This window comes from Acinetobacter sp. PK01, from assembly GCF_022819285.1.
Lineage (GTDB): Bacteria > Pseudomonadota > Gammaproteobacteria > Pseudomonadales > Moraxellaceae > Acinetobacter > Acinetobacter tandoii.
This window is the reverse complement of record NZ_CP094643.1, coordinates 2,275,571-2,298,652: the sequence shown is the minus strand read 5'-3', so window position 1 is coordinate 2,298,652 and position 23,082 is coordinate 2,275,571. Positions and strand designations below refer to the sequence as shown.

Annotated in this window: 27 protein-coding genes and 1 pseudogene; 23 read left to right on the top strand and 5 right to left on the bottom strand. The window is 38.6% G+C overall.

The genetic code is table 11. The features are described from left to right. Positions 1–282: 282 nt before the first annotated feature. The 13 genes from MP622_RS10810 to MP622_RS10750 all read left to right on the top strand — a co-directional run bounded on the left by MP622_RS10810 (position 283) and on the right by MP622_RS10750 (position 7,415). A complete protein-coding gene (locus tag MP622_RS10810) occupies positions 283–846 on the top strand; it encodes a DUF4256 domain-containing protein (RefSeq protein ID WP_243790939.1) in 564 nt (187 codons plus the stop codon). A 42-nt stretch (positions 847–888) separates the two neighbouring features. Then, positions 889–1,131: a DUF6868 family protein gene (locus MP622_RS10805; RefSeq protein WP_243790937.1), complete on the top strand. Its 243-nt coding sequence runs from the start codon at positions 889–891 to the stop codon at positions 1,129–1,131. 93 nt (positions 1,132–1,224) lie between these two features. After that, positions 1,225–1,923 (top strand): DUF1003 domain-containing protein, encoded by a 699-nt coding sequence (locus MP622_RS10800; RefSeq protein ID WP_104441071.1) that lies wholly within the window; start codon positions 1,225–1,227, stop codon positions 1,921–1,923. Between the two features lie 126 nt (positions 1,924–2,049). Beyond that, the gene (locus tag MP622_RS10795; protein WP_243790935.1) at positions 2,050–2,715 is read left to right on the top strand and encodes an RluA family pseudouridine synthase; all 666 of its coding nucleotides are present in this window, start codon (positions 2,050–2,052) and stop codon (positions 2,713–2,715) included. Between the two features lie 83 nt (positions 2,716–2,798). Beyond that, entirely contained in the window at positions 2,799–3,167 is a 369-nt protein-coding gene (locus MP622_RS10790) for a ribonuclease E inhibitor RraB (RefSeq protein ID WP_016165331.1), read from the top strand. 110 nt (positions 3,168–3,277) lie between these two features. Further along, positions 3,278–3,724 (top strand): SRPBCC family protein, encoded by a 447-nt coding sequence (locus tag MP622_RS10785; protein ID WP_243790933.1) that lies wholly within the window; start codon positions 3,278–3,280, stop codon positions 3,722–3,724. Positions 3,725–3,738: 14 nt separating this feature from the next. After that, the gene (locus tag MP622_RS10780; RefSeq protein WP_016165329.1) at positions 3,739–4,083 is read left to right on the top strand and encodes a DUF2004 domain-containing protein; all 345 of its coding nucleotides are present in this window, start codon (positions 3,739–3,741) and stop codon (positions 4,081–4,083) included. A gap of 35 nt (positions 4,084–4,118) precedes the next feature. Then, a complete protein-coding gene (locus MP622_RS10775) occupies positions 4,119–4,481 on the top strand; it encodes a DUF488 family protein (protein ID WP_016165328.1) in 363 nt (120 codons plus the stop codon). 60 nt (positions 4,482–4,541) lie between these two features. Continuing rightward, positions 4,542–5,159 carry a class I SAM-dependent methyltransferase gene (locus MP622_RS10770; RefSeq protein WP_104441068.1) on the top strand — a complete coding sequence of 206 codons (618 nt, stop codon included), beginning with the start codon at positions 4,542–4,544 and terminating at the stop codon, positions 5,157–5,159. Between the two features lie 84 nt (positions 5,160–5,243). Further along, complete coding sequence (locus tag MP622_RS10765; RefSeq protein ID WP_044739298.1) at positions 5,244–5,588, top strand: zinc ribbon domain-containing protein YjdM; 345 nt, start codon at positions 5,244–5,246, stop codon at positions 5,586–5,588. 115 nt (positions 5,589–5,703) lie between these two features. Next, on the top strand, positions 5,704–6,081 hold the full coding sequence (locus MP622_RS10760) for a 5-carboxymethyl-2-hydroxymuconate isomerase (protein WP_044739299.1): 378 nt from the start codon (positions 5,704–5,706) through the stop codon (positions 6,079–6,081). A gap of 220 nt (positions 6,082–6,301) precedes the next feature. Continuing rightward, positions 6,302–6,637 carry a YegP family protein gene (locus MP622_RS10755; RefSeq protein ID WP_044739300.1) on the top strand — a complete coding sequence of 112 codons (336 nt, stop codon included), beginning with the start codon at positions 6,302–6,304 and terminating at the stop codon, positions 6,635–6,637. Between the two features lie 331 nt (positions 6,638–6,968). Further along, positions 6,969–7,415, top strand: coding sequence for a nuclear transport factor 2 family protein (locus tag MP622_RS10750; protein ID WP_243790931.1), 447 nt, complete (start codon positions 6,969–6,971; stop codon positions 7,413–7,415). Between the two features lie 60 nt (positions 7,416–7,475). Here the strand turns inward: MP622_RS10750 and MP622_RS10745 are convergent, their stop codons facing one another. After that, a complete protein-coding gene (locus MP622_RS10745) occupies positions 7,476–8,411 on the bottom strand; it encodes a tRNA-dihydrouridine synthase (RefSeq protein ID WP_243790929.1) in 936 nt (311 codons plus the stop codon). Positions 8,412–8,646: 235 nt separating this feature from the next. Here MP622_RS10745 and MP622_RS10740 point away from each other — a divergent pair, with 235 nt between their 5' ends. Together MP622_RS10740 and MP622_RS10735 are read left to right on the top strand one after the other, a co-directional pair. Further along, entirely contained in the window at positions 8,647–9,168 is a 522-nt protein-coding gene (locus MP622_RS10740; protein ID WP_243790928.1) for an SRPBCC domain-containing protein, read from the top strand. A 22-nt stretch (positions 9,169–9,190) separates the two neighbouring features. Then, positions 9,191–9,613 carry a MerR family transcriptional regulator gene (locus tag MP622_RS10735; protein ID WP_243790926.1) on the top strand — a complete coding sequence of 141 codons (423 nt, stop codon included), beginning with the start codon at positions 9,191–9,193 and terminating at the stop codon, positions 9,611–9,613. A 657-nt stretch (positions 9,614–10,270) separates the two neighbouring features. Here MP622_RS10735 and MP622_RS10730 read toward each other — a convergent pair. Beyond that, positions 10,271–10,741 (bottom strand): helix-turn-helix domain-containing protein, encoded by a 471-nt coding sequence (locus MP622_RS10730; protein WP_243790924.1) that lies wholly within the window; start codon positions 10,739–10,741, stop codon positions 10,271–10,273. A 62-nt stretch (positions 10,742–10,803) separates the two neighbouring features. On the opposite strand from MP622_RS10730, the gene MP622_RS10725 reads away from it, so the two are divergent. From MP622_RS10725 to blaMCA, 3 genes and pseudogenes are all read left to right on the top strand, one after another. After that, the gene (locus tag MP622_RS10725) at positions 10,804–11,034 is read left to right on the top strand and encodes a tautomerase family protein (protein WP_016165318.1); all 231 of its coding nucleotides are present in this window, start codon (positions 10,804–10,806) and stop codon (positions 11,032–11,034) included. 169 nt (positions 11,035–11,203) lie between these two features. Next, positions 11,204–11,905, top strand: a pseudogene (locus MP622_RS10720) (transposase). A gap of 94 nt (positions 11,906–11,999) precedes the next feature. After that, positions 12,000–13,172, top strand: a complete 1,173-nt coding sequence (blaMCA, locus tag MP622_RS10715) for an MCA family class C beta-lactamase (RefSeq protein ID WP_243790922.1) — start codon at positions 12,000–12,002, stop codon at positions 13,170–13,172. A gap of 187 nt (positions 13,173–13,359) precedes the next feature. On the opposite strand, the gene ccsA is transcribed toward blaMCA, so the two are convergent. Next, entirely contained in the window at positions 13,360–14,169 is an 810-nt protein-coding gene (gene ccsA / locus MP622_RS10710; RefSeq protein ID WP_016165316.1) for a cytochrome c biogenesis protein CcsA, read from the bottom strand. A gap of 138 nt (positions 14,170–14,307) precedes the next feature. On the opposite strand from ccsA, the gene ffh reads away from it, so the two are divergent. Together ffh and MP622_RS10700 are read left to right on the top strand one after the other, a co-directional pair. Further along, entirely contained in the window at positions 14,308–15,717 is a 1,410-nt protein-coding gene (ffh, locus tag MP622_RS10705; RefSeq protein WP_016165315.1) for a signal recognition particle protein, read from the top strand. A 144-nt stretch (positions 15,718–15,861) separates the two neighbouring features. Then, positions 15,862–16,440 carry an alpha/beta hydrolase gene (locus MP622_RS10700; protein WP_243790920.1) on the top strand — a complete coding sequence of 193 codons (579 nt, stop codon included), beginning with the start codon at positions 15,862–15,864 and terminating at the stop codon, positions 16,438–16,440. Here the strand turns inward: MP622_RS10700 and MP622_RS10695 are convergent. Both MP622_RS10695 and MP622_RS10690 read right to left on the bottom strand, forming a co-directional pair. Beyond that, a complete protein-coding gene (locus MP622_RS10695) occupies positions 16,416–17,162 on the bottom strand; it encodes a type III pantothenate kinase (RefSeq protein WP_243790918.1) in 747 nt (248 codons plus the stop codon). The genes MP622_RS10700 and MP622_RS10695 overlap by 25 nt on opposite strands. A 9-nt stretch (positions 17,163–17,171) precedes the next feature. Next, positions 17,172–17,930 carry a biotin--[acetyl-CoA-carboxylase] ligase gene (locus tag MP622_RS10690; protein ID WP_243790916.1) on the bottom strand — a complete coding sequence of 253 codons (759 nt, stop codon included), beginning with the start codon at positions 17,928–17,930 and terminating at the stop codon, positions 17,172–17,174. A gap of 28 nt (positions 17,931–17,958) precedes the next feature. Between MP622_RS10690 and MP622_RS10685 the strand changes: the two genes are divergently transcribed. The 3 genes from MP622_RS10685 to smc all read left to right on the top strand — a co-directional run bounded on the left by MP622_RS10685 (position 17,959) and on the right by smc (position 23,081). Continuing rightward, positions 17,959–18,768, top strand: coding sequence for a sulfite exporter TauE/SafE family protein (locus MP622_RS10685; RefSeq protein WP_016165311.1), 810 nt, complete (start codon positions 17,959–17,961; stop codon positions 18,766–18,768). Positions 18,769–18,923: 155 nt separating this feature from the next. Further along, positions 18,924–19,619, top strand: coding sequence for a GntR family transcriptional regulator (locus tag MP622_RS10680; protein WP_243790914.1), 696 nt, complete (start codon positions 18,924–18,926; stop codon positions 19,617–19,619). Between the two features lie 9 nt (positions 19,620–19,628). After that, a complete protein-coding gene (smc, locus tag MP622_RS10675) occupies positions 19,629–23,081 on the top strand; it encodes a chromosome segregation protein SMC (protein ID WP_243790912.1) in 3,453 nt (1,150 codons plus the stop codon). Position 23,082 lies beyond the last annotated feature (1 nt).

The window sequence follows — 23,082 nt, the reverse complement described above, 5'->3', positions numbered from 1 at the left end:
GATTCGGCTTAGGACGCTATAAACCAAAAGTTTATAGGCACAAGGTTATGATTTACAAAGTCATGGTTGTTGAAGTAAACCACTGATGTTTTCCCTTGACACCCTAAAAATTTTTTAGAATAAAATCGAATAACAATATAATTTTAATAATATTTTAACCTCTTATTTATATTCCCTTTACTTGTTTACATCATTTACAAATTAAGACGATGTTTTTTATCTCGTTCAGTAACATGATAAGAGCAGGTTCTGAAAAATAATGTCATAAAAAGAAGAGCAGAGATGAGCTATCACAACTTAGATCAGCCATTGGATGATCAGCAACTTTTTACCCGTTTACAACAACGTTTCGAGCAGCATGTTTTAAGGCATCCCCATCTCAAATGGAGTGAAGTGTTATCCAAACTTCAAGCACAACCTAAAAAAATTCAAAGTTTGCACTGGATGGAGCAAACAGGGGGTGAGCCTGATCTTATTCAATTTGAACAAAGCAGTGATGAATATTATTTTGTCGATTGTGCGGAAGAAAGTCCCAAAGGTCGCCGTAGTTTATGTTATGACGCAGAAGCCTTGGCTGCTCGAAAACAGAATCCGCCACAAGACAGTGCGCTGCGTTTGGCTGAGGTGAAGGGCACATTACTCCTGACAGAACAGCAATATTATGAATTACAAAAATTGGGAAATTTTGACCAAAAAACATCAAGTTGGGTGAGTACACCTGAGGCTATTCGGTCTTTAGGCGGAGCATTGTTTTGTGACCGCCGCTATGGTCAGGTGTTTACTTATCATAACGGGGCTGAATCTTATTATGCTGCGAGAGGTTTTCGTGTTGGGCTAAAGCTTTAGCTTATTACATTGTGATTGAAGCTGAGTATAGGAGTGATAAACATGGATATGGAATTATTACGGCAAGTGTTGGGTTGGTCTTTAATCCTCAATTATCTTATTTTATTGATTTGGTTCTGGGTTTTTATCAATGCCCGAACATGGATGAAAAGTTTACATGGTCGTTGGTTTAATCTGAATGATCAGATTTTTGATGCAATTCATTATGCTGCGATGGCAGTCTATAAAATTCTAATTATGGTGTTTAATTTGGTTCCGTTTATTATTTTATCTTTTGTAAATTAAATGGAGCATTCTTGTTATTACAGGAGTTGTAGTTGCTTCATTTGCATAGAAAATTGTTATGATGGAGTCAAAATAGAAAACGAATTAAGAACAATGACAGATAGACAAAATCAAACGTGTGCAGTGTGTAAAAAGTCATTTCCTTATAAAGCATTGGTCTCTGGGCATATTATTCGTGATGTGATTAGCGATGAGATCAAAAAAGATTATCCTGACTGGTCGTCAGACAGTTTTATTTGTCGACCTGATTTGACCCATTATCGCATTCAATACGTACATTCGTTGTTGAAATCTGAAAAAGGCGAGCTGACCGATTTAGAGCGTGAAGTGATTAGCAGCATGCAACGGCATGAACTCATCACCAAAAACATTGAAACTGAATTTGACCAAAACTGGACATTGGGTGAGAAATTAGCAGATAAAATTGCCAGTTTTGGTGGGAGTTGGACGTTCCTGATTTGTTTTGGCATGTTTTTAGTGCTTTGGATTGTTTTAAATACAGTGGTGTTATGGGTACATCCAGTTGACCCGTATCCTTTTATTTTACTAAATTTGGTTTTGTCATGTTTGGCGGCCATACAGGCCCCGATTATTATGATGAGCCAAAATAGACAGGAAGCCAAAGACCGGTTACGTTCGCAGCATGATTACCAGATTAATCTCAAAGCGGAATTAGAAATTCGACACCTGCATGAAAAAATGGATCATTTGCTGTTGCATCAATGGGAAAGGCTGACACAAATTCAAGAAATTCAGTTAGATTTGCTGACAGAAATGAATAAGCATCGCTAAATATTTGTCGATTTTTTAATGGAGAAAGTATCACTTTTGGATAAATGAAATGACAAAAAGCAGAAAAATTGACAGCATCCTGTTGGCTTGATATTTTGCCCGCTTTATTCGTACACCAGTCCAATCATGCCTTTAAATGACCACTTTGTTTATACACCACCACAAGAGCCTTTGCATATTGTGTATGAAGATGCAGACTTGGTGATTATTAATAAACCTGCGGGTTTGCTATCGGTGCCTGGACGTTTACCTGAACATCATGATAGTGCTTATTATCGCGTTTTAGCACAATTTCCTGGTGCGAAAATTACCCATCGTTTGGATATGGCGACCTCGGGAATTTTGATGTTTGCCAAGCATCGTGATGCCGAAGTCGCGGTCAGCAAAATGTTTCAAGCACGAACGGTGACCAAACATTATCAAGCATTGGTACAGGGTCATATTCAGCAATCGGGAAGTGTAGACGTTCCTTTAATTACGGATTGGGAAAATCGTCCACGTCAGATTGTGCATTTTGAATTGGGTAAAGCTGCCAAAACCTTATTTGAGCTGATGTATTATGATTCAACACAGGATATTAGCCGTGTATTGTTGACCCCGATTACAGGGCGCTCACATCAATTACGTGTGCATATGCAATATATTGGACATCCAATTACAGGGGATAAACTCTATCATCCTGAACCTTTTCAAAGTCCTTTAAAGCGCATGGCATTACATGCCAGTCACTTGAAGTTTGTACAGCCATTCAGTGGCGAGCCTGTCGATATTCAGAGTTTACCTACTTTTTAAAAATGTCTTTTTGGGGGGCTTAAACTGTCATAAAATCATGCTAAATTATGTTTAATTAATAAACAAAAAGCAGGGATATAACCATGAGCCGCAACTATGAATTATTTCCAGATGACGATAACGGTAATGTACTGTGGCAAATGTATGAAGATGGCAATGATCTAACAGATCTACATGAGATTGAATTCTCTATAGTTTTTACCACCCAAGATCAGGCAGAAAAATGCGCTTTGCATTTATTGCATGAAGAACAAAAGATTTCGCTGTTTCAAGAAGAAGTCAAAAATGATGGCAGTGATTTATGGGTGTTGAATGTTCATGTGAATATGATTCCTGAATATCAGGATGTTCAAGATTTAGAAGAGTGGTTTGTTAAAATTGCCGAAATGTTCCAAGGTGAATACGATGGTTGGGGCTGTCTTAGCTATCTCTATGATTATGATGACGAGTAGTAAAATGCCAGAGTAGGTGGTTGCTGTATAATTTATACTCAAGTTATACATAAGCCGCCTCTGCCTGCCGTACACTATTTAAAACTAAAGAATAAAAATATAGGTGTCTCATGTCGAATACGGTTCAATTACATCGTGTGTTTAATGCACCACCAGAGCGTGTGTATCGGGCATTTACCACAGCAGATGCCTTAGTCAAATGGATGGCACCCCACGGTTTTACGGCACATGTAGATTTGCTTGAGGTTAAACCTGAGGGCAGATATCGCATGTATTTCACTAACTTTTCTACAGGTACACGTATTGGTTTTGGTGGAACATATCATGAAGTAGTTCCGAATCAGCTGTTACGCTATGTTGATCAATTCGAAGATCCAAACATGCCTGATTTAATTGAAGTCAAAGTTCAATTTAAAGCAGTCTCTGTCGGTACTGAAATTCAAATCACCCAATCAGGCATACCTGATGTAATTCCTGTAGAAGCATGTTATTTGGGCTGGCAAGAGTCTTTACAATTGCTGGCACTCCTGATTACACCTGAAATACCTGATGGATAAATGGTAAGGATATTATGCAAACATTTAATAATTTTAAGGAAAGAGAACAGAAAGCTCGGAATGCGATTTGGCAAAGCTATCTGCAAGATGTTGGGTTAGATAATCAAGTACGCTTGTATGTGGAGCATCATCTGCAAGAAATCTCTCCGCAGTATTGGCAGCATCATACTGGGCTCACACGCCCTGAAGCGAAGCAGGTGATTGAGTTATTATCGACACAGCGCTTTTTAGACTTTCATTCGGTTGAAGAAAATGATGATTCGATTGACTTTAGTCTGCCAGAGAATGTGACTGACTATGTGCTATGTGTGTCATTTGATGAAGATGGAAATGTCGAAGATATTAGTATGGAAAGTTAAATGAGTTGTTTGTTTTCTCATCGTTAAGGAAATTAATGCAGATTCAAATAAAGCGTGCCTATAGCCCTGTAACTATAGATGATGGATTAAGAATTTTAGTGGATCGTCTATGGCCAAGAGGTATTAAAAAACAAGATGCCAAGATTGATTTATGGCCAAAAGAGATTACGCCGTCCACTGTTTTAAGGCAGTCTTATCATCAAGATTTAATTGGTTGGGAGGAGTTTCGAGCAAAATATTTGCTTGAATTGAGGCAACATCCTGAAACACTCGCAGAATTACGACGTTTAGTCCAACACCATAATATTAGCTTGATTACTGCGGCAAAGAATGCAACCCAAAATCATGCTCTGGTCTTGAAGCACTATTTAGAATTCCCTGAAGATGAAAACACTTAAAATAAAATATATTTTAATATAATATAATTTATCTATGTGAATTATTGTTGGAAATAAGACATGTCAACAGAAACTCATTGGAACCGGGTTTATACAGATAAAGCCGTGACGCAAGTCAGTTGGTTTCAGTTACATGCAAGTCAATCGATACAACTGATTCAATCTTTGAAATTGGAACCTGATGCAGCAATAATTGATATTGGCGCTGGCGCATCGATACTTGCGGATGAATTACTCGATTTAGGCTATCGTCATTTAACGGTACTAGATATATCGAATATGGCATTGCGGCAGAGCCAACAGCGTTTAGGTGATCGCGCTCACTTGATTGATTGGAAGGTAGCCGACCTTTTAAGCGTGGAATTTGAACCAGAAAGCTATCAAGTTTGGCATGATCGTGCGGTATTTCATTTTTTGACCCAACCTCAAGCGCAAAAGCGTTATATACAGCAAGTGAAAACAGCTGTACAACCCTTAGGGTACGTGATTATGGCTACTTTTGCTGAAGATGGTCCTTTAAAATGCAGTGGATTAGAGGTTCAACGTTATAGCGTTGCACAATTACAGCAACAATTTGCTGAACCCGATTTCCGCTTAGTTACGAGTGTACAAAATATGCATATCACACCAAATGGACAAGTTCAGAAATTTAATTACGTTATGTTTCAAAAGCAATAATTTGCAGAAATACCCATATGAAATTTAGGGTTATTCGCAATTTTACAGTACACTAAGTTTTATTTTTTATTTTTTGAGTTTTTTATGTCTTTACCAAACTGCCCAAAATGCCAATCAGAATATACCTATCAAGATGGCGACTTATTGATTTGCCCAGAATGCTCGCACGAATGGAAAGAAGGTGAGTTGAACCAAGCAGAAGAGGTTGCTCAAATTAAGGACGCTAACGGTAACTTATTGGTTGATGGCGATACTGTAACTGTAATTAAAGATTTAAAAATTAAAGGCTCATCTTCGGTGGTTAAAGTTGGAACCAAGGTCAAGAACATTCGTTTATTGCCTGAAGCCAGCGATGGACATGATATTGATTGCAAAGTTGATGGGATTGGAGCAATCAAACTGAAATCGGAATATGTGAAAAAAGTTTAATTGAAGTGTTTTATCTCACTATGCATAGATTGAGGATGATCTCATCCTTTTTCTTGCATCAGTGAGGTATGAAAACATGGTATAACCCAGTTTTCACTGTTTGGGTTGCACTCAGATGCCGCATATTCATTTGGAATATTCTGACAATTTAAAAGACTTTCATTCCCAGCCGATTTTATTAGGTCTAAACCAAGCACTGTTTGCGACAGGCCATGTACAAGTTGCTACAGACATTAAAAGCCGAGCAATTTGTCAAAGTGATTATTTGATTGGTTTAGGTGAGTCGAATCAGGCCTATGTACATGTCAGAGTTTCTTTGCTTTCAGGGCGAGATATAGCTGCAAAAACAGAAATTTCCAATCAATTACTTTTAGCATTACAGCAGTTGCTACCTAAGCAAACGCATTTGACGGTACAACTATGTGTGGAAGTTCTTGAAATGGAAAGCGCTTTTTACGGTAAAACGGTGGTTGTACCTACATCAGCGACGTGATGCCATCTTGTATTTTTATATGGTTACTTAAGCAAAAATTGATGACCATAACCTAAAAATTGCATGGTTTTAGGGCGGCAGGAATCACAATGGTTCCTGCTGAGTGAATGTTTGATTAAAAATGCTCTTTTTTGTTGTCTAAAAGTCATTTATATTTCTTAGAACTTAAATAGTTTTAAGCAACAATAAGTAAAGTGAAAACAACAAGAGGAATAAAAATATGTCTGGATGGTTTGAGCTGAGTCAAGCAAAAGATGGGCAATATCGCTTTGTGCTTAAAGCGGGTAATGGGGAAGTAATTTTAACGAGTGAGCTTTACAAAGCAAAAGCCTCGGCGCATGTGGGAATAGAATCTGTTCATAAAAATAGTGCGGATGACAGCCGTTATGATCGTTTAACCGCCAGTAATGGTAAGCCGTATTTTAATTTAAAAGCTGCCAATCATCAGGTGATTGGTACCAGTCAATTTTACTCTTCAGAACAATCACGCGATAAGGGAATTGAGTCAGTCAAAAATAATGGCTCATCTATCACCATTAAAGATTTAACGGTGTAATGCCAAATTTATTTTGATTAAGCATGTCCATCGGCATGCTTTTTTATTGGATTGAATTTGCTAAAAGCGATGAGGAAATAAGGGGTTGGAAATCCGTTAAAATTACCGCTTTATTCTCTGAATTATTTTCGCTATAGTTTTTATAGTGTGATGAAAATCACATGTTTAAAGTTTATGAAGGCTGTAGGGAGTGCACCTTCTAAGACTGTGTATAAAAGACAAAATGGCTTTGAATGTCTTTAATTTGTCTGCAGATACGTTTAAGTCGCGATGCAGTCAAAATCAGAGCTTATGTTGATGATAAGTGAATACACTGTAAAGGAATGACACGATGAGCATAGAAATTTCGGGTGATGAGCAAAGTGCCCATGCCATCTTATTAATGCTGAAACAATGGGATGAAGCTGTAGCAAGCATGGATATACAAGCTTTAGCTGATCTTTGTGTCGAAGATGTAAGTTTAATTGATGTAAGTACCCATTTAACGGGTATAGATGCGTATAAACAATTGTGGAGGCGTTATCTTCCAGTGAAAGCTGGAAACATTCGTGTATATCGTGAAGGCATTAAACTTATTGCCCAGCCAGAACTCGCCGTATTGCACTGTTTTTCAAAGGTCGATCAAATTGATGCAATTCCCAATTTAGAAGTATTTTGGTGTCGCACCACCATCTGTTTTCAGAAAGTAGAGCAACTTTGGAAAGTGGCACATCAGCATATTTCTATGCCAATACAACTTGAAACAGGACTACCTATTTTACTGAGCGAAGTGAGTTAATCCTTTTATCTTGAAACAGCCATGAGATACGAAAAGTATCTCATGGCCTTTATTTGAAACTTAAGTCAAAGTTGCTTCTAATTTTTCTATAATTTCATGCAATTGTTTAATACGTTTTACTTCATCCCAAAGTAATTTCGCTTCAGGATAATGCTTAGACATCATGCCTAGCCATTGTTTATAACGTCCAAGCATACCTATTTCAGTTTTGGCTGGACCGTTAATAAAGCGAATTTGCAAAGCCAATAAATCATTCCAACTCAATAAAGCGGTATCTGAGTTTTGGCGGATGCATTGAGTTAAATCGGGGGTCGTTACAGCACCACGCCCTATCATTAGGTCTTCACAACCTGACTCTAAACGACATTGCTTAGCATCAGCATTGGTCCAGATTTCACCATTGGCAATCACATTAATTTTCAATGCTTCACGAATCGGTTGTAACTGATCCCAAAATGCGGGCGGGGTATAGCCATCTGCTTTGGTACGGGCATGTACCGTTACCCAAGCTGCACCCGCATCTTCAATTGCGTGAGCATTTTCCAGCATAAAGTTGCGATCCATATAGCCCAAGCGCATTTTGGCTGATACAGGAATATGCGGAGGCACTGCATCACGCACAGCTTTGACTAACTCGTGCACGACTTCAGGTTCATCTAACAATACCGAACCGCCACGATGACGATTGACAGTTTTTGCGGGGCATCCAAAGTTCATATCGATAGCGGGAGCACCAAGTGCAACAGCACGAATGGCATTGGCTGCCAGCATTTCAGGATCATTGCCTAAAAACTGCACGTGTACGGGTGTGCCAGAAGCTGTTTTCCCATCGTTCAGTAATTCAGGGCAAAACTGATGAAAAATATGATCAGGCAACACAGAGTTGGTGACACGAATAAACTCGGTTACACACCAGTCGAAGCTGCCGACGGATGTTAAGACATCACGCATAATCGGGTCAGTTAAGCCTTCCATGGGTGCAAGGATGAGTTTCACGGTTTGAGTCACCAGTTAAATTTGAAGAACGGTGTTATACGTTTTTTTGTGCAAATTGTCTAGGCGAGGGGCTTTGAAATGTTGTCGCTAGTGATGGCGGATAATGAAGGTTTTGTCACAGTGATTTTATGTTAAGAGCCAAAGCTTATAAGCATGAGCTTAAAGTTTTCCTTGATGTTGGACTATACTCCAATCTTAGAATTATTGTCTGCTTGAGTAACAAAGACATTATTTTATGGAAACAGTTTTCACTATCATTGCATTATTTTTGTTTTTTCTATTTATCTTTAGACATAAAAGAATTGAAACAAAGATCATTATAAACCAACCAATAGACCACGTTTGGCAACTCTTCACATGTACTTCATCTTACTCAGAGTGGAATACTTTATTTGGTCTCGATCAATTTCCCACATATATCGGTCAACAAATTATTGTTGATTTATATGATGAAAGCAAAAATGTGAAATTTCAAATGCAGCCAGAGGTAAAAAAACTTGATCAATATCATCTAGAATGGGAGGGTAAACTCTATATCAATGGTTTGTTTAATGGTCGGCATCAGTTTGTTTTTACTAAAATTGATGCAAATACAACTCAATTCATTCAGACAGAAGATTTTAATGGGTTACTTGTGCCTATTTTAAATTATTTTATTATTCAATCTACGCAATTAAATTTTGAGAGAATGAATGAGTCTTTCAAACAATATCTTGAAGATCATCCATTCAACAAAAACACTTTTAAAATATCCTAGATAAAGGAATCGTGGTGGTTGAGTGAATATTCGTCAATTTTCTTTAAAGTATGGTCTTTCATTAGACACTTTACGTTTTTATGAAAGGCGTAAAATATTAATTCCTGACCGACTATCAAATGGATATAGGAGTTATGGTGATCTACATGAGCAAAAAGTTAAGTTAATTATTTGTTTAAAAACCATTGGCTTTAGTTTGGAAGAGATTAAACAGTTAATCGAGCTTGAGACAAAACCTCCTTCTGAAACCTGTAATGATATTTCTAATCAACTGATTGACAACAAAATAGAGATTATTGATCAACAAATCGCGTTGTTGGAATATGGAAAAAATACGCTTCATGATGTGAAAAAATATATTGAAGATAATTCTTTCGTTAAAAATAGGGACATAATTTCAGATATGATTGAAAACTTATATAACATTACAGAAAGCACGTATTAATAAAAAAGCCCGACATCCTGTCGGGCTTTTTGGTATTGGTTCGCTTGGTATAACTCCTGTCGTACCTTGCAGTCCTTGTGCGATCTTTCTTATTTTTGTTCTTTGGAACTTCCTGTTCTCTATTTCCCCATGATAAGAAATCCACCTGAAGTCGTACAACCGCAAAGAGCGGGAATTGTTGTAAGCATATACGTACAAGTCAGGATAAAATTTGTCTTCTTTTTATCCTCTGAAATTGGAGATATTTTTTGTGTTGAACCTGCTGGAAAAGCTTTAATTGGGTTGAGAAGTAATTAGATTTATTGGACAGAAGTATCAAAATTGCGCATAAAAAAACCGACCTATTTCTAAGTCGGTTGAACGAGATCGTTCCAGAGGGTATGTAAAGAATAAGATACTGATCTTAAGGTAATCTTAAAAATCTATTTTGTATAAGCACGATTATGTTAAAGAGGAATAAGAAATCAGTGCTTTGCAAAAGAGTAAAAAAAGAATTTTCTGATAGGACGTTAATAGTTTTATTACCCTTTTAAGGTAGGAGTATTTTTTATAACTCTTTTTCATTAAAGAACGTTCTTAAGCTTTATGCAGTGGCGCCCAAAATTTAGAGCTAAGCAGAAAGTGATTGATGAAAGAAGTCTGATTAGTTTTTCTAAACTAATCTTTAGAATTAGAAACAGTTCTTAATTCCACATCATTAATACTAACCACTTGATTATTTTCATTAACAAGTTTCAATCTAAGAGCCACATCTTGATCTTTTTGGAAAATTTTAACGACAGGCTCTTCTTCTGATAAAAAATGACCACCAGATTCTAACATCGCCAGTAATACCACATTCAAACTTCTTCCCTTTGATGTGAGTAAGTATTCTTGACGTTCTCTTGTTCCCATTTCTTTGTATAAAGACAACTTTAATATATTTAATTCAACAAGATGCTTTAATCGATTGGATAGAATTTGCTTGGATATACCTGTATTTTTCATGAAATCATTGAATTTAGTCACCCCATAAAAGGCTTCTCTTAATAAGAGAATGGTCCATCTGTCATTTAGAATTTCAGCAATTTTAACAATTCCACAGGCTTCGGAAGAAAACTTGTGACTCAAAGATATTTGATTTGACATTCAGGAGAACTCCGCCTAATCTGGGTCTTTAATATAGACCTAGACTTAATTGAGATAATAATATGCCATTCATTCATGTACAAACAATAGAAGGTTTACTTGATAAAGACAGTAAAGCTGAGCTTTTTAAGCGTTTAACAGATTTATTTGTGGAAATTGAAGGTAAGGGAAGAGCAGCTTTTAGAGAGCATATTTGGATTCGGATTGATGAACATCCACCTGAACAATGGCAACTAGGTCATTTAAAACCTACAAAAGAAATGATTCAGGTTCTTAATGAAATGGATAAATAAAAATTAAGTACTTGCCCAAAACTTAGAACAATTCCAACTGACAAGTTGTGATGATTTTAATTATCACAACTTTTAGTAATTAACCTGAATCGCGGACAAGAAATTAACTTGAAAAAAAGTGGCTTAAAACTATTAGGAAGTTACCACACTACCTACGCCTTCAGCCATCATGTTCGATTTTACATATTTCTTTTGTATGATTGATGATTTTTTCAGAAATTTGAAGCAATTTATTGGACGTTTTTAAAAGACAGTAACAAGCGTTTGAGGATGCGGTCTTCTCAATTGAAACTCTCAGAAATCGTGTTCATCGCTATTTGGTATAAGTGTTCTTATTTCAATAATTTCAAAACCTTCTTCTTTTCATTAAAGCAATATCAAAGCCAACTCTTTAGATATTTACCGTGTTACCAACGAACGGTTCATCTCATCGGAGCACATCAATTGGCACTGCATGCTTTACATTTCACCTTGATGAAAGATTGTCAGTACAGCCTTATCGAATGCACATACAGCAGATATTAAAATGGTTGAACAGTTCGTCAAAGGAATGACTGCCAAACTATATGCTGATCGTGGCTATATTAGTCAAGAATTAAAAAGCAGATTAAAAAGTCAAAGTATTGATTTGATTACTTCTCATCGAAAGAATATGCAGTCTGTTCAACTCTGTGCATCAGATGAATATCACTTAAAACAGCATAATAAAATAGAAACGTTATTCAGCTTATTGAAAGGTCAATACAATTTAGTGACGAGTAAAGCACGTAGTATTCATAGATTTCTAAGTGGGATTTACGCATCGTTATGCACATATCAATTAACTCAACGAAATAAGCCAAAAACTCAAATTATGGCGTCATTGGCTTAAACAGGATTCAGGTTATTTAGAAAATAATTAATACATATGTAATATTTAGTATATGAGATTATATTTTCCATCTTTTTTAAAGAAATTTAACTTAATGGTTTTTAATCAAAAATATTTTTTTCAAGAAAGCTTCATTACCATAGTTATGGGTTTTGGTATGAATTTACATGCAAGTGAAGCCAGTCAAAATGAGCAAAATATTGAAAAAGTTGTTACCCAATCATTTAAGCCACTTATGGATGAGTACGGTGTAGCTGGTATGGCTATAGGCGTAATTTACAACGGTAAAAGTTATGAAAAATATTATGGTGTCCGATCTAAAGATACAAATGAAATCGTAAATAGTCAGACACTTTTTGAGTTAGGTTCTTTAAGTAAAACTTTTACTGCTATTTCAGGAACATATGCCAATAATCAAGGTAAAATATCGTTCAACGATCATCCTAGTAAATACGTCCCTGCTTTAAAAAATTCAGAAATTGATAAGGTAAATTTATTAGAGTTATTAACTTATACAAGTGGCAATTTGCCATTACAATTTCCCGATAATGTCAAAACTGATAAGCAAATATTAGAGTATTTCAAAAATTGGAAAGCTAAGAATCCTTCTGGTACTTATCGTGAATACTCAAACCCAAGTATAGGTCTATTTGGGTACTTAACTGCAAAATCGATGAATGTCCCTTTCTCTTCATTATTAGAGGAAATTATTTTTCCTCAACTTAATTTGAAACATACATACGTCAATGTTCCAGAAGCACAAAAAACGAACTATGCTTTTGGTTATGATGAAAATAACAAGCCAATTCAGGTTAATCCAGGCCCATTTTCGGATGAGGCATATGGCGTTAAATCAACACTCCCAGATATGCTTAAGTTTGTAAATTCGAATCTTAATGTAGATACAAATAGCCCTGTTATAAAAAAAGCTATACTAGATACACACAAAGGATATTTTAAAGTTGCTGATAGCGGTATGACACAAGCACTTGGATGGGAAATGTTTTCTTATCCCACTACTTCTGAAATTCTACAGGCTAGTAATTCAAAACAAATCTTATTGGGCTCAAATCCTGTTGTAAAAGAATTATCGCAACCAAAATCTAAAGTTTTTCATAAAACAGGTTCGACCAATGGCTTTGGGGCGTATGTTTTATTTATTCCAGAAGAAGGATTTGGATTGGTTATGTTAATGAATAAAAAGATACCAAATGTAGATCGTATTAAGGCTGCATATAATGTTTTTGAGACATTGAAAGATAATTAACTTTCTTTAAAATCAACATAATACACCTTATACGAAATGCACTATCTAAGTCATTTATAATCAATAGGTTGTTGATTAGAGAAAGCCCAGTTTATATAAACTGGGCTTTCTCTTGAGTTTTCTCGTTTAATGCTTGTTATTTAAACAATGTTCTATATCTTTAATCAGTCAAACTGAATAAATACCTTTATCTTCCTAAAATCATTTCAAGTACAAACTTAGAACCAATAAAACCAACAGCTAAAAGGAAGAAACCGATCAGGGTAAAGCGAATGGCTTTTTGCCCACGCCAACCAAACTTGTAGTGACCAATCAACAGTGAACCATAGACAAACCATGAAATAATACTGAATGCAGTTTTATGCGCTAAATGCTGAGCAAAGAAATCTTCAATGGTGAAGAAACCAAATACTAATGCTGTGGTCAGTAAAATAAAGCCTGTTTGAATTAAATCAAACAATAACGATTCCATCGCTTGAAAAGATGGAAGCAAATTAACCCAAATACGCTTCTTTTGTTTGTTTTTTAGCTCACGGTTTTGAAACCATAAAATTACCGCTTGAATGGTTGCCATCAGCAAAACGGCATAAGCCGATAAAGACAGAATAATGTGAATATCTAGACTAACCGAATGCTGTTCAATAAATTGATTAGGCTTACTAAAGGCGAAACCTAAAATCAGCCCCGTCGCAGCGACAGGAATACCAATTAAATTTAATGCCAGAATGGGGCGATAAGTACTAAAAATTAAACTCAGCAGGAGCATTAAACCTGAGGTAAAAGACATGAGCACAAAAACATCATAATTGACCCCAAGCGGCGTAATCATATCGTGGTAAAGCACTCCTGCATGCAGCAGTAGACCCAAGCCCAAAATTACGCCAATAAACCAATGGTTTGGTTCACGTTTCGACATTAAATGCAGGAATAAATACCAAAAAGAGGTGGTATAGGCAATTAAAGCCAAAATGGTATAAACCAAGGGGAGACTAATCATGTCAAACCTTTTTCAGGATGATGAATATTCATTTATATAAATTCGACTCGAACTACAGTATCCTATAGCATCTTATGCATAAATTTTCTATTTTAAGAAAGATTTTTTTGCTACTGGCTATTTTAAGCGGATTTTGCAATGTTTGATACCTTAACAGAACGACTCACGCAGAGTTTAAGAAATGTTACTGGCTCAGGGCAGCTAACCGAAGATAATATTAAAGATACGTTACGTGAAGTACGTATGGCACTTCTTGAAGCCGATGTTGCGTTACCTGTAACTCGTGAATTCATCGCGAAAGTTAAGGAAGAAGCATTAGGCCAGGAAGTGATGACACAGTTATCCCCTGGGCAAGCCTTCGTTAAAATTGTTTATAACGAATTAACCAAGATGATGGGCGAGGCCAATGAAAGCCTTGACCTCGCGGCAAAACCTCCAGTGGTTGTGCTTCTTGCAGGTTTGCAAGGTGCGGGTAAAACCACCACTGCGGCAAAATTAGCGCGTTTCTTACAAGAACGCCAAAAGAAAAAAGTGGCAATGGTCTCTGCCGATGTCTACCGTCCTGCGGCAATTAAGCAGTTACAAACGGTTGCGGGTGAAGTTGGTGCGATTTTCTTTGAATCGAATGCCAATGAAAAGCCGATTGATATTGCCAATCGTGCTATCGAACAAGCCAAAATCCAGTTTGCGGATGTCTTGATTGTCGATACTGCGGGTCGTTTACATGTCGATGATGACATGATGGACGAAATCAAAGAGCTACACGCTGCGATTAAGCCAACTGAAACCTTATTCGTGGTTGATGCCATGACTGGTCAGGATGCGGCAAATACAGCCAAAGCGTTTAACGATGCGTTACCTTTAACGGGTGTGATCCTGACCAAGACCGATGGTGATGCACGTGGTGGTGCAGCACTTTCTGTTCGTGCCATTACAGGTAAGCCAATCAAATTCTTGGGTATGGGCGAAAAGCTTGATGCCTTAGAGCCATTCCATCCAGAACGTGTTGCACAACGTATTTTGGGTATGGGTGATGTCCTTTCTTTAGTCGAAGAAGTTGAACGCAAAATCGACAAAGAAAAAGCCGAAAAAATGGCGAAAAAATTGCAAAAAGGTGGCAGCTTCAACTTTGAAGACATGCTGATGCAATTTGAGCAAATGAACAAAATGGGCGGCATGATGGGCTTCTTGGACAAGTTGCCTGGCATGAGCAATTCAGGGATTCAAGATGCAATTGCACAAGCAAACCCTGAAAAGCAAGTGAAGAAAATGGAAGCGATTATTCAATCGATGACCATTAAAGAACGCCGTAACCCAGATTTGATGAACCCAAGCCGTAAAAAACGTATCGCAGCAGGTTGTGGTATGGATGTGGTTGAGGTGAACAAGCTCATCAAACAACATGCGCAAATGGCGAAAATGATGAAGAAGTTTGCTAACCCATCGGGTATGGCAAAAATGATGCGTTCATTGGGTGGCTTGCAAAAGCAATTCGGTGGCGGTGGTGGTATGGGACCACTCTTTGGTAACAATGATCAAAAGAAATAATTGAAGAATCTTCAATAAAAAATAGGTGCTTGATGCACCTATTTTTTTATGTCTTAGATTTTTAAGGAACTACAAAACATCAATATAAAATCATAAAAGTTGTGATTAGTATTTGATCGAAAATGAATAAAAAGAAATGTAGTTATGTCGATTCAGCCCAAAACTGTTTTTATTGTGCACGGTGAAAATTCTTCGCCCGAAGATCATTGGTTTTCTTGGTTGGCACAACAGGTCAAAGCTGTGCACGGTGTAGCGAAATTGGTTTTTTTACCTGATGCTGATATCCCTGAGTTCGATCTTTGGCAACAAGCATTGGATATGCAGATGTCAAACTTGAATGAGCACAGTATTGTGATAGCACATAGTTTGGGTTGCTTAGCTGTCGCCCATTATTTGAGTCAGCATTTAAACCATCAAAAAATTGAGGCGCTTATTTGTGTGGCAGGGTTTAAATCTGTGCCGCCACATAAGCCTGAGCTTAATTCATTTATCCAGCAAACAACCTTGCAGAGTCGTGTGTTACACCGTCAAATTGCACATCGAATCGTATTGTTTTCCAATAATGATCCTGTGGTTCCACCTCCGCTTGCGCTGCAATTTGGACATTTCATGAATGCGCAATTGTTGGAAGTGAAACAGGCAGGGCACTTTACCCAGCAGGATGGTTTTAGTGAATTTGTACTCTTGCAGCAGATTCTTCAGCCTTTGATGCTTTCAGTTTGATGATGAATATAATGTTGTAAACCTTTTAAAAGTAAATCTGCTTCAACAATTGGCTGATATTGCGGTAAATGTTGGGCAAACAATTCAGCATCACCACCTGTGAGTACCAACTGTCGAGGTGAATGTTGCATGACGCGTTCAATGGTACTGAGCAAACCCAATAAAATGCCATGATGCACCGCATCAATAGTATTTCTCCCTGGGCTGAGTTCTTCAAAGGCCGCATCTGGAATTTTAATGCCTTTGGTATTTTGAATCAGGGAATCACGTTGCAAATACAAATTCGGCAGAATATAGCCGCCTAGGTGTTGTAATCCATTCGCTAAATCAATGGTTAGGGCCGTACCACAACTAATCACACAATAATTTTGATTCGCATCATTGGCAACCGCTAAGACTTGTAACCAACGGTCAATTCCTAACTGTGTAGGATCATCGTAGCCACATTTTAAGCCTGCATATTCGGTATGCACTTTGGCAAAGATTACAGGTACTCTTAAACGTTTCAGAATGCTCTGAATACGCTGATTATTATCTGGGTCTAGAACCGAGGAAACCCCGACGTGTTGAATGTTCAAGCCTTGAAAATGTTGAATTAACCCGAGAAGTAAATCGGCAGGGGATTGTAGATGTAATTCAGCAGCATGTTCCACAACTTGGTCATGTTGCGTAATCCAATATTTGAGTCGGGTATTACCAATATCAAGCCATAAACTTTTCATTACATCATCCTATTCGGTTACTGTACTGAGTCGTAAACGACCTTGGTAAAAGCTTTGAATACCTGCTTCGGTTTCAAGTAGTACCGCACCATCATCTTGAATACCGATAAAGGTTCCAGCGCAGTTCCCTGTACTATGTTCAAACTCAACGGCTTGTTGCTGAAAAGCGGCATAACGATTAAAGCGAGCAGCCAGATTATAGCTCTGGTGATCAAACCATTCTCCAGCACGGTGAATCGCCATATAAAGTTCAGCAATCAAATCAATGCGTGAAGTGCCTTGTAGTCCTAGCTCTGTGAGTGAAGTAACTTGTTGATCAATACTCACATCCGTAACAGGTGCAAGGTTGAGTCCAACACCGACAATGACTTGGTTTGGCGTAATCGGCTCAATCAGAATGCCGCCCCATTTGCCTTGTACGCTGTACAAATCATTTGGCCATTTAATTTGTAAATTCAATTGCTCTAGGCTAGGCATATGTAGAATATTCAAGGCAACTTCTAACGCCAAACGCCCATCTATTGCTGTTCGAGTATTTAGCAATGTGCTTAAATACACGTTTCCTTCGGGTGACACCCATTGGCGTTGTCGCTGACCTCGGCCTTGAGTTTGTTGGGCGCTACACACCAATGCACTTTGTATACCTTTTTGTGCAATTTCACGCACATCATCATTGGTTGATGCGGTGGTCGGTTTGAGCATCAGGACTTCAGGAAGTTGTTGAGCCGCTTGAAGTCGTTGTTGTAGTTGGCGAGTTTCTACATCCATTTGAATCTGAGTATAGTGAAAAATATTTATGGAGTTAATCATATATTTACTGATTGGTGCAATCGCAGGATTTACCGCAGGATTATTTGGTGTTGGTGGCGGTTTAATTATTGTGCCGATCCTTTATATTGTATTTACCCAACTTCATTATGATCCATCGGTCATTATGCATATGGCATTGGGAACTTCCTTGGCGACTATTATTGTGACCTCATTTAGCTCGGTGTCCGCACATCATAAGAAAGGTGCAGTGTTGTGGTCGGTGTTCCGTCACTTGGCACCTGGCTTAATTTTAGGGTCATTTTTAGGTGCAGGGATTGCAGATTTACTGCCAAGTCAGGGCTTGCAACTGATCATTGGCTTTTTTGCACTTTGGGTGGCTTATCGCATGTTCAAAGGGGCAAAAGCTCAAGTGGATACCTCGAAGCAGCTTCCTTCGACAGCAAAGCAGATGCTGGCAGGTAGTGGTATTGGAATTGCCTCAGCGATTTTTGGGATTGGAGGTGGCAGCCTAACGGTACCTTATTTAAACCGTCATGGAGTGGTCATGCAAAAGGCGGTTGCCACATCGGCAGCTTGTGGTTTACCGATTGCTGTGGCTGGTGCTTTAGGCTTTATGTGGTTTGGTGCCAAAGCACAGGTCGATGTACCGAATACCATTGGTTATATTCATGTTTATGCATTTTTAGGCATCAGTTTGATGAGTTTTGTCACAGCTAAACTTGGTGCGAAAGTTGCTCATCAATTGTCACCTGCAATGTTAAAGCGATGCTTCGCAGGCTTGCTCACCACCGTAGGTCTTTATTTTATTTACCAAGGATTTTCAAAATTATTCTAAAGATTTATGATGACTTTTGCTGTTTAAATTGGCTTTTTAGACATAATATTGTCTGACAATGACATGGCGTGGAAGGGATGAAATCAGTTAAAACTGTTCCATGAGTCATGTGATGTATTGTCGATTGCATCTTATAAAAACAAGATAGGAAAAGTATGCAACAAGAAGAAATAGAGAGCCTCTCAGAGCAAATTGCCAAGCATATTAGTGAGCAGATCATTAGTGGCGAACTGGTCGAAGGTGAGCGAATACAGGAATTAAGAATCGCCAAAGAGCTGGATGTCAGTCGGGGTTCTGTGCGTGAAGCTTTGCTGCTGTTAGAGCGCACGCATTTAATTCAGATTTTTCCGCGACGGGGGGCGATTGTTTCTGAAATGTCGGCACAACAGGTGCGGGCATTATTTGACAGTTGTGCCATGCTGTCTGGACAAATTGTGCAACGCATTGCGGAAACTTGGCGTCAGCATGAAGCAGAGCAATTTCAAAAGCTGATGGAGCAAATTCAAGAAGAATGCCGTCATGGGCATACTGAAAAGTTTTATGATTTAATTTTTCAGTATTTGGTACGACAGCAAGAGATGGTAGCAAATCCTTACTTGATGAATTTCTATCAGGAGTTGTTGCCTTCGGTACGTCGCAGCTATTTCTTAACCTTAAATACTTCGCGTAGAGAGTTACAAGAGTCGTTTGAGTTGTTTAAACTGGTGAGTGATGCAATTTTAATCCGAAAATCACAACAAGCCACTTTATTTATGGACGATTTTTGTCGACACTTGCGTAACTTGGTGTTGGAATCTCTAACACGGATGAAACAAATCGAATTAGCATGGGCGCGTCGTTCACGACGTTAACAGGACATTATGCGTTTAAGCAGTTTAAAACTTTCAGGCTTCAAATCTTTTGCCGACAGCACGACATTACAATTCAAAGCCAACCGTAGTGCGGTGGTGGGACCGAATGGCTGCGGTAAATCCAATGTGATTGACGCCATTCGTTGGGTCATGGGCGAATCCAATGCACGCCAACTGCGTGGTGGTAGTATGCAGGATGTCATTTTTACAGGGACAGCCAAGCGCAAGCCTGTAGGGATGGCCAGTGTCGAACTTCGCTTTGAAAATACTTATGGTAAATTAGGCGGTGCTTATAACGCTTATAATGAATTAGCGGTTCGCCGTCAGGTCAATCGAGATGGCAAGTCTGAATATTTCTTAAATGGCACCAAATGCCGCCGTCGGGATATTACCGATATTTTCTTGGGGACAGGCCTAGGTCCACGGTCTTATGCCATTATTGAACAAGGCATGATTAACCGTTTGGTCGATGCTAAGCCCGAAGAAATGCGCGTATTTATTGAAGAAGCGGCAGGGGTATCTCGTTATCAAGCACGTCGACGTGAAACGTTATTACATTTAGACCATACCAGCCAAAATTTATCTCGTTTAGAAGATATTGCCCAAGAGCTTAAATCGCAATTAAAAACCTTGAAGCGCCAGTCTGAAACGGCAATTCAATATAAAGAATTAGAAAAAACCATTCGTAGCATTAAAGTCGAAGTATTGTCTTTCCAATGCGAACAAAGCAGCCGTTTGCAGCAAGAATATACGGTACAAATGAATGAATTGGGTGATCAATTTAAATTAGTTCGCTCGGATTTAACTACGTTGGAGCATGATTTAAGTTCGACCAGTGAGTTATTTCAGCGTTTGATTCAACAATCGACGCCATTGCAAAATGAGTGGCAACAAGCTGAGAAAAAGCTGGCTGAACTAAAAGTAACTCTAGAGCAAAAACAATCGCTCTTTCAGCAAAATACCTCAACGTTGGCGCAACTCGAACAGCAGAAGGCACAAACCAAAGAGCGTTTGCAACTGATTGAACTACAGCTTGAAACCTTATTACAACAACAGGAAGTTCAGACTGAACAGTTGCAGCAACAAGACATTTTGAGTCAACAGCAAAGCCAACGTTATCAAGATTTAAAAGCGCAACAGCAGCAAGTGCAGCAACAGTTTGAACAAATCAAAGCTCAGGTGGAAAAGCAGCAACAGCAGAAAATGCAAATGTTGGCGCAGTCTGAGCAATTGAGTAAAAATATCGTCCGTATTGAGCAGCAACAGCAAACCTTACAACTCCAAGCCACTCAGATCCAAACTCAAGCACAATCAGAAGATATTCAACAACAGGAACAAGACAAACAATTGCTCCAGATACAGATTGAACAATCTGAGCACATGATTCAGCAGCAGCGTCAGCAGCTGGAACAGGTGCAGGAACAATCTGCGCAGCAAAAAACTCAAGTGTTGCAATTGAAATCTGAAATACAAGTATTACAGTCTGAACAGAAAAATTTGACCCAACTTTTGGTCAAGCAAAGTCCTGAGTCTCATAATGCCAATGTGCAATTGATGCAAACCTTGAAGCTGACGGAACAAGGTAAACCGCATGCGCAGTTGATCGAGAAATTTTTGGCCAAGTGGCTTTCGGCGGAAGTGTTGGATGCAGAGGCAGAATTTCAAGACAGTATTGCGCGCCAACTCAAAATGAGCGTTGGTGCTGGTAAACTGGCCTTGGCTCAGTTGCCATGTTTGGCAGACTGGATTGCCTCTACACAGCATTCATTGTGGAATCAGGTTGCTATTGCGACGACACTAAGTGAAGCTTTGTCTTATCAATCTCAGCTTCAGCACGGTCAGTCGATTTTAACTTTGGATGGTTATCATGTTGCGGCAGATTGGGTGATTGGTCTGCTTTATGATGAAAGCAGTCAAGCAGGTCAGGGGGCACTGAGCCATCGGATTCGTTTAGAAAGTATTGAAATTGAACTGAGTCATTTACAAACACAGTATGAACTGGCAGATCAGCAATTACCTAACTTGCAGCAACAGATTGAGCAACATCAGGCGCAGCTTAAACAACAGCAAGTATTACTCAAACAGCAGCAACAAACACTACAACAATTCGATGTGAGCATTGCCAAGTTACAGAGCAGTGCACAGGCTTTTGCCATTCAGCAACAACAATTGCGTGACCAGTTGCAACAGTTGGATGAACAACTTGAAGAAGATGCAATGCAAAAGGATGATCTTGAAATTGATTTGCATGCATTGACCTTAAAACTGGAACAGGTTTTACCCCGCTATAAAACCACGCAATTCCAACTCGATGAATTGACTGAACAATTAGAATTGGCACAGCAACAAAGTTTACAGTCGCAGCAAGAGTTGGAAGTATTGCGCCGTCAAAACACGCAAACCCAACAACAAATTGAACTGTTGGAAAAAGATAGCTCTTTCCTGAAAACACAAAATCTGCAAATTGGTCAGCAGATGGAACAGGCGAAAAAGTTTGTTGATCCAGTTCAATTAGAGCTTCCGAGTTTGGAATCGCAATTTGCCGAGCAATTTCAACAAACAGAAAAATTACAAAAAACGTGGAATGCGTGGCAAATTGAACTGAACAGCGTGCAACAGAAGCAGCAGCAAGTCACCGAACAACGCCATCAACAGCAGCAACAAGATGAGCGTTTACGCACGCAACTGGAAGAAAAGCGGTTGTCATGGCAAGCAGCCAAATCTGACTTTCAGCATTATTCTGAGCAGTTAAAAGCGATGGGGAGTGACTTAATTACAGGTCTTGAAATTGATTTACCTGCGCATCAAGCAAAACTAGAAAAAGCTCAACAGCAATTTGCCAAATTAGGGGCAGTCAATCTGGCGGCTTCGGAAGAATATGAAGAAGTTTCCAAGCGTTTTGATGAACTCAGCCATCAAATTGAAGACCTAGAAAACACAGTTGCACAATTGCAAGCTGCAATGAAAAGTATTGATCAAGAAACACGTAAATTGTTTATGACCACGTTTGATCAGGTCAATGCTGAGTTGCAGGAATTATTCCCGAAAGTCTTTGAAGGTGGTGAAGCAAGCTTAAGTTTGGAAGATGACTGGCAGTCTGGGGTCAAACTCATGGCACGCCCACCAGGTAAACGAAACAGCTCACTGGCATTGCTGTCGGGTGGTGAAAAAGCGCTTACCGCATTGGCATTGGTGTTTGCTATCTTCCGTTTAAATCCAGCGCCATTTTGTGTACTGGATGAAGTTGATGCGCCTTTGGATGATGCAAATGTTGGTCGTTTCTGTAATTTGGTAAAAGAGCTTTCTGAACAAGTGCAATTCATTTACATTACACATAATAAGCTAGCAATGACGATGGCAACTGACTTATTGGGAGTAACGATGCCAGAGCCCGGAACATCAAAACTTGTTAGTGTAAATTTGGAACAGGCAAAAGAATACGGTTTAGTCGCGGAGTCATAAT